The sequence below is a fragment of the Mesorhizobium sp. FG116 genome, assembly GCF_057809835.1.
On record NZ_JBMDKS010000059.1, the window covers coordinates 1 to 6,149 of the forward strand.

The window sequence follows — 6,149 nt, forward strand, 5'->3', positions numbered from 1 at the left end:
TCAAGGACCCCAAGGATCCGCGAACGGCGGACTGGAACGAAATCTCGAACGCCGAGCGCCAGGCGCTGGAACCGCTGGTGAAATATACGGCCGACTACACGTTCCGCCCGTACCTGCTCGAAAGCTGGGACGTGAATGAGAACGCGACGGAATATACGCTGCATGTGCGCAAGGGCGTGGCATGGTCGAACGGCGACGCCTTCACGGCCGACGACGTGATCTTCAACCTGAAGCGATGGGCTGACAAGAAGGCGGAAGGCAATTCGATGCCCGGGCGGCTCGGCAGTCTGGTGAAGGACGACAAGCTCGACGAGAGCGCCGTCACCCGGGTCGACAACATGACGGTCAAGCTCAAGCTCAGCAAGCCGGATATCGCCCTTATCCCGAACCTGTGCGACTATCCCGGCCTGCTGGTGCACAAGACCTTTGACGAGAAAGGCGCCAACTTCAAGTCCTGCCCGATCGGCACGGGGCCGTTCGAGCTGGTGTCCTACGATGTGGGCGCAAAGGTAACCTTCAAGCGACGCACTGACAACAAATGGTGGGACGGCGAGGTGTTTCTCGACGGCATCGAGTTCATCGACTACGGCACGGACCCGTCAGCGATGGTCAGCGCCTTTGAGTCTGGCGAGGTGCACACCAATTTCGAGACGACCGCCGAGTATGTCTCCGTGCTAGACAAAATGGATCTGGTAAAGTCGGAGGTGGTGACGGCCGCCACGATCGTGTGCCGGACCAATGTCGCCAATAAGCCTTACGACGACCAGAAGGTGCGCCAGGCCCTTCAACTGGCCTGTGATAACCCGACCATCCTGCAGCTCGGCTATGGAGGTGCTGGAACCATTGCCGAGAACCATCACGTCGCCCCGATCCATCCAGAGTATTACGAGCTTCCGAAAATCCAGCGCGATCCGGCGAAAGCCAAGGCCCTGCTGCAAGAGGCCGGCAAAGCCGACTATGAGCATGAGCTGATTACCGTCGACGAAGACTGGCAGAAAAACACCGGCGATGCCATCGCGGCGCAATGGCGCGACGCCGGCATCAAGGTAAAACGCACCGTGCTGCCCGGATCGACCTTCTGGAACGACTGGACGAAGTATCCCCTCTCCACCACGAACTGGAACATGCGGCCTCTAGGCGTTCAGGTGCTGGCGGTGGCTTACCGCACGGGCGAGGCGTGGAACGAGTCCGCCTGGTCGAACCCTGACTGGGATGCGAAGATCAATGCAGCCCTTGCCGTTCCGGACACCGCCAAGCGTAAGGAGTTGATGAAGGACATCGAGCAGATCCTGCAGGAGTCCGGCATCATCATCCAGCCCTACTGGCGCAAGCTCTACTGCCACTTCACCAAGGCCGTGCAGAACGACAGGATGCACCCCACGTTCGAGCGCGACTACGGCAAGGTCTGGCTCAAGGAAGACGCCTGACCCCTTCCGATGCCGCCCAGGACCGAGCACGGGGCGGCCCGGCTAGACCGGGTCGCCCTGATCGATTTCCGAGAGCGAAGGGGGCGGCGAGCGCTGCCTGCGCGAGCTTAGCGTAATGCCCCGATCGTCGTTGAAGACGCCTCACTCACCCATCAGAGCGGGGTCGAACGGATAGCTCGTCAGATTCTCGTAGCCGGTTTCCGTGACAAGGACCTGATCCTCGAGCTTGATGGAGAAGCTGCCTCCTTCCGGCGAGACCAAGGCCTCCACGCAGACGACCATACCAGGTTCGAGGACGTATTCGAACGCACCATCGTCATAGCGGTCAGGATAGGTGATCAACGGCCATTCGTCGCACAGGCCGACGCCGTGCATTTTCGCCCCGTATTTCTGCTTCTGGAACACGCCGTCCAGATGATGGCCGCCGAACACCAGTTCCTTGAAGCTCACCCCCGGCGCCAGCAGCCCCATATTCGTCACGATATGCTCGTGCGCGTGGCGCATGGCATAGACCATCTCGTTAGTCGGCTTCTCGTTGCCGATCCACCATGTGCGCGAAATGTCGACGCATATCCCGTAGGAGCCGATCAGATCGGTGTCGAAGGCGACGATCTCGTTCTCCTGAACGATCCGCGGCCGCATTCCTGGAACCACGGATTGGTGCGGGGGCCTGACGCCAGCAGGCGGGTCTCGATCCATTCCCCGCCCCGGCGGATGTTTTCGGCATGCAGGACGGCCCAGATGTCGTCCTCGGACATCCCGCCTGTAGGGATGCCGGTTCGCGCCGCGCGCTCCATCTCGCCGACCGCCTTCTCGCAGGCATGCACGGCGCAGCGCATGGCCAGGATTTCGTCCGGACTTTTGACGGCGCGCGCCTTCTCGGTAAGCTCCTCGCCGGGAAACACCCCGAGGCCTTGGGCATCGAGGCTTCTCAACCCGTGGATCATGATCTTGTCGACGGCGAGCCGCTTGTTGGTCCCCGAATGGAGCTGCATCAACTCCCGGACTTCGTTGGCGAATGTATCGGCCGCTTCGTCCAGCTTGTCGCCGCGGTCGAAGTAGAACATGCTGGCGCCGCTTCGCCGTTCCCGGATCAGCGGATTGTTCTCGGTGAGGAAGACCGCGTTCTTGTAGTCCCAGATGACCATGTAGCCGTCGGCGCAGATCAGGACCGCCCGGAACGGGTTGTGGGTATTCCACAGCTGCATGTTGGTGCTGTCCGTGGCGTAGCGGATGTTAAGCGGATCGAACAGCAGGAGCCCGCCATAGTCCCTGGCCTGCATGAACTGAACAAGCCGCTTCCAGCGATACTCGCGCATCCGGGGCAGGTCGGGCAGTTGCAAGCCGGCTGCGGCCCACTCGTCGTAAGCGAGGATGGTCGGCCCGATCTCCATCCGGTCCATGTCGTTGGCGGAGCCGTCGGCGAGCGCCGCGCCGCGGGTCGGATCGATCTTGCGGTTGTCGCGATAATGCCGGTCCATGGTGGGTTCGTTTCCTGCCAGCCGTGCCCCGATATTCGCAGAAAGACAAAAATCTCACACTTCCGAAATTCTCGGGAATCCCCACAACTTTGGGTTATGAGCGTTGTGATTGCAGCAGAAGAGGTCGCCAATGTGAAGGCGACCAAGTCGTCTACCAAAGACAAGCTGCGCGGCTCGGTCGGCCCAGGGCCATTCAACAAGCGCAAGATGAAAGAGCACATCGGACCGAGAACGTTTTCGACAGAGCACGCGCACGGCGCCGTCCGATCCTTGTTGCGAACGAAACGGAAACACGATTCATTCGCGCAATGAACCTCGCTGTCCTTGATTCGACCGTGGCCGCCCCAGAGCCAAACGACTACCTTGCCAGCCTCAACGCCGAGCAACGGTCCGCCGTGGTCCACGGCGAAGGTTCGGCTGCGGAGGCGCTGCTGATCATCGCAGGCGCCGGGTCCGGCAAGACCAATACCTTGGCGCACAGGGTCGCGCACCTGATCGTGAAGGGCGCCGATCCTCGACGCATCCTTCTCATGACTTTTTCTCGCCGGGCCGCCTCGGAGATGACACGCCGAGCGCATCGCCGCACCTCGACGAGGACTATCTCATCCTGCTCACGATCCATTCTGCCAAGGGCCAGGAGTGGACGAAGGTGTTCCTGCTCAACACCGTCGATGGCTGTATTCCGATCGACCTGGCGGTCGGCGAGCGCGACGATCTCGAAGAGGAACGCCGGCTGCTCTATGTCGCCATGACGCGGGCGAAGGATTCGCTGCATCTGGTCACCCCGCAGCGCTTCTATGTCAGCGGGCAGTCGGCGCGGGGAGACCGGCATGTCTACGCATCGCGCACGCGGTTTATTCCCGACTACATCCTCGACCGCTTCGAACAGATTTCCTGGCCGCCGCCATCGGACGCGCCCGGCAGGGCACCGCAGCCCGAGGTCTGGATAGATCTCAAGACGAAGATGCGCGGGAGGTGGCGATAGCGCTGTCCTGGTATTCCGCCGTCACGCGGCCATTCGCTCGGCGTGACGGTCGATATCGACACAGCCGGCGGTGCTGCGTGCGTTGATCGCCTTGCCGTCGGCGAAACCATGAACAGCGATCGCCGCCAGATCGTCGCCGGCGCGGATCGGCCGGGACCACCATCCGTCGCGGTATCGCCATCCGGCCCGGATCGCAGCCTCTGCATCCTTGCTGTCGGGACGCAGATTGGCGGCCGCATGAACGATGCGCGCCTCCGGAGACCTTTTCTTGAGCAGCGTGCGACCTTCCGCAAGTGCGCCCTGCCGGTCGGCCGCCAGCACAAGCTGATGGAAATAATGCCGCGATCGCTTCAACGGCGTGAGATACGCGATCCTGACCTGAAAAGCCGCCATGCCTGTTCTCTTTTTTGTCTCTCATTGAGATTGGAATCGAACGCGAAATTACAAGGCCGGACGGTTCCGGCCGTTTCTCCCGACGCGCACGCCGCCGCGGTCCCGCTTCGGCATTCATCCCGTTCCAACGAGTCCGTTGACTCTTTGTCAGGATGAGAACAAACATAGAACATACCACGACCAGAACAGCTTTCAAGGGATAGATGCGTGCCTCGGCGCCCCATTCAACTCTTATCGAGCTTCGAGAGCGGATCGCCCGCCTCGAAGGGCGGTTCCGGCGCGCGAAATCGGTGCTTCCGTTCGGGCTCCCCGAAATCGATTCGCGGCTTCCGGGCGGCGGACTGGCACGCGGCGCGCTGCATGAAGTCGCCGGCGGCGGCAACGGCGCGATCGACTGCGCGGCGGCAGCTCTGTTCGTCGCCGGGATCGCCGGGCGCACGACCGGCAAGACCCTCTGGTGCATCGCCAAGCCGGACCTCTTCGCTCCGGCGCTCGCGCAGGCGGGCCTTGCCGCCGACCGCGTCGTCTATGTCGAGGCCGGCGACGACAAGGCCATCCTGGCCTGTATGGAGGAAGGTCTTCGTCATGGCGGGCTAGGCGCCGTCGTCGGCGAGATCGCCCGGCTGCCGATGACCGCTTCGCGCCGGCTTCAGCTTGCGGCCGAAGGCACCGGGTCTATCGGAATCGCGCTGCGCCGCTGGCGTCGGCACAGCGATGCGTCCGACTTCGGCGCGCCGACCGCCGCCATGACGCGCTGGCGCGTCTCCGTCCTTCCGTCCGAGCCGCTGCCGGTTCCGGGCGTGGGCCGCCATCGCTGGCTTGTCGAACTGATCCGCGCCAAGGCGGGCGAGAGTGCTGATATCGAGTTGGAGGCTTGCGATGAGACGGGTCGTCTCGCTCTACCTGCCGGATTGGGCGACCGACCGGCTGCGGCGGACGGCTGGCGACGCCGCGCCTCCGACTGAGGCGCCGCTGGTGATGATCGGCCGGGACGGGAACCGGCGGGTGATCACGGCAGCGGATGCCGCCGCCCGAGCCGCTGGGCTGCGCCCCGGCATGCCCGCGACCAAGGCCCAGATCCTGGTACCCGGCCTGATCACCATGGACGCCGATCCCGTTGCCGATGCCGAGGCGCTGGAACGGCTGGCGCTGTGGGTGCTCCAGCGCGTCTCGCCGATCGTCGCGGCCGATCCGCCGGACGGCATCGTGATCGACTCGACCGGCGCCGACCATCTGCATGGCGGTGAAGCGGCCATGATCGAAACCCTGATCGGTCGGCTCGCCATGTCAGGTGTCACCGCGCGCGCCGCGGTGGCGGACACCTGGGGCGCGGCCCATGCGCTCGCCCGGTTCGCCGCCAATCCTATAGTCATCGCGCCGCCGAGACATGGCGCGGCGGTGCTCGATCCGCTGCGGCTCGCGGCACTCCGCCTGCCGCCTGGGATGGCGGCCGATCTCCGGGTCCTCGGCTTCGAGCGTGTGCGCGATTTGCTGGTGCAGCAGCGCGCGCCGTTGACGCTACGCTTCGGCCCCGAATTAGCGCGCCGGCTCAACCAGGCGCTCGGCGAAGTTGCCGAGCCGATCGAGCCGATCCGGCCAGCGGATCTGATCGAGGTGCGGCGGGCCTTCGCGGAACCCATCGGCGCTGCCGAGACGATTGCCCGCTACATCGGCAAGCTCACCGACCAGCTTTGCGCCGCGCTCGAGGAAAAGGGCCTCGGCGCCCGCCGCCTCGATCTCGTCTGCCATCGCGTCGACGCCCGCGTCGAGGCGGTACGCGTCGGCACGGCGCAGCCGGTACGCGATGCCCGGCGCCTGACCCGACTCCTCTGCGACCAGATCGAGAAGATCGATCCGGGCTTC

General features: G+C 64.0%; 6 protein-coding genes and 2 pseudogenes. 5 read left to right on the top strand and 3 right to left on the bottom strand.

Annotation, left to right across the window (positions count from 1 at the left end; genetic code table 11):
* The coding region (locus tag ACODTY_RS22930; protein WP_488996485.1) for an ABC transporter substrate-binding protein at positions 1-1,427 on the top strand (1,427 nt) is incomplete at its 5' end.
* Positions 1,428-1,568: 141 nt separating this feature from the next.
* Here the strand turns inward: ACODTY_RS22930 and ACODTY_RS22935 are convergent.
* Both ACODTY_RS22935 and ACODTY_RS22940 read right to left on the bottom strand, forming a co-directional pair.
* On the bottom strand, positions 1,569-2,069 hold the full coding sequence (locus ACODTY_RS22935) for a M24 family metallopeptidase (protein ID WP_488996486.1): 501 nt from the start codon (positions 2,067-2,069) through the stop codon (positions 1,569-1,571).
* Entirely contained in the window at positions 2,015-2,908 is an 894-nt protein-coding gene (locus tag ACODTY_RS22940; RefSeq protein WP_488996487.1) for an aminopeptidase P family N-terminal domain-containing protein, read from the bottom strand. The genes ACODTY_RS22935 and ACODTY_RS22940 overlap by 55 nt, the downstream gene beginning before the upstream one ends.
* 308 nt (positions 2,909-3,216) lie before the next feature.
* Here ACODTY_RS22940 and ACODTY_RS22945 point away from each other — a divergent pair.
* Both ACODTY_RS22945 and ACODTY_RS22950 read left to right on the top strand, forming a co-directional pair.
* Positions 3,217-3,462 (top strand): annotated as a pseudogene (locus ACODTY_RS22945) (UvrD-helicase domain-containing protein); the annotation flags it as partial.
* Positions 3,463-3,488: 26 nt separating this feature from the next.
* A pseudogene (locus tag ACODTY_RS22950) lies at positions 3,489-3,893 on the top strand (3'-5' exonuclease); the annotation flags it as partial.
* A gap of 21 nt (positions 3,894-3,914) precedes the next feature.
* On the opposite strand, the gene ACODTY_RS22955 reads toward ACODTY_RS22950, so the two are convergent.
* The gene (locus ACODTY_RS22955) at positions 3,915-4,286 is read right to left on the bottom strand and encodes a hypothetical protein (protein ID WP_488996488.1); all 372 of its coding nucleotides are present in this window, start codon (positions 4,284-4,286) and stop codon (positions 3,915-3,917) included.
* A gap of 203 nt (positions 4,287-4,489) precedes the next feature.
* Here ACODTY_RS22955 and ACODTY_RS22960 point away from each other — a divergent pair, with 203 nt between their 5' ends.
* Positions 4,490-5,251 (top strand): ImuA family protein, encoded by a 762-nt coding sequence (locus tag ACODTY_RS22960; RefSeq protein ID WP_488996489.1) that lies wholly within the window; start codon positions 4,490-4,492, stop codon positions 5,249-5,251.
* Positions 5,166-6,149: Y-family DNA polymerase (locus ACODTY_RS22965; protein WP_488996490.1), on the top strand; the 984-nt coding region annotated here is incomplete at its 3' end. The genes ACODTY_RS22960 and ACODTY_RS22965, both read left to right, overlap by 86 nt.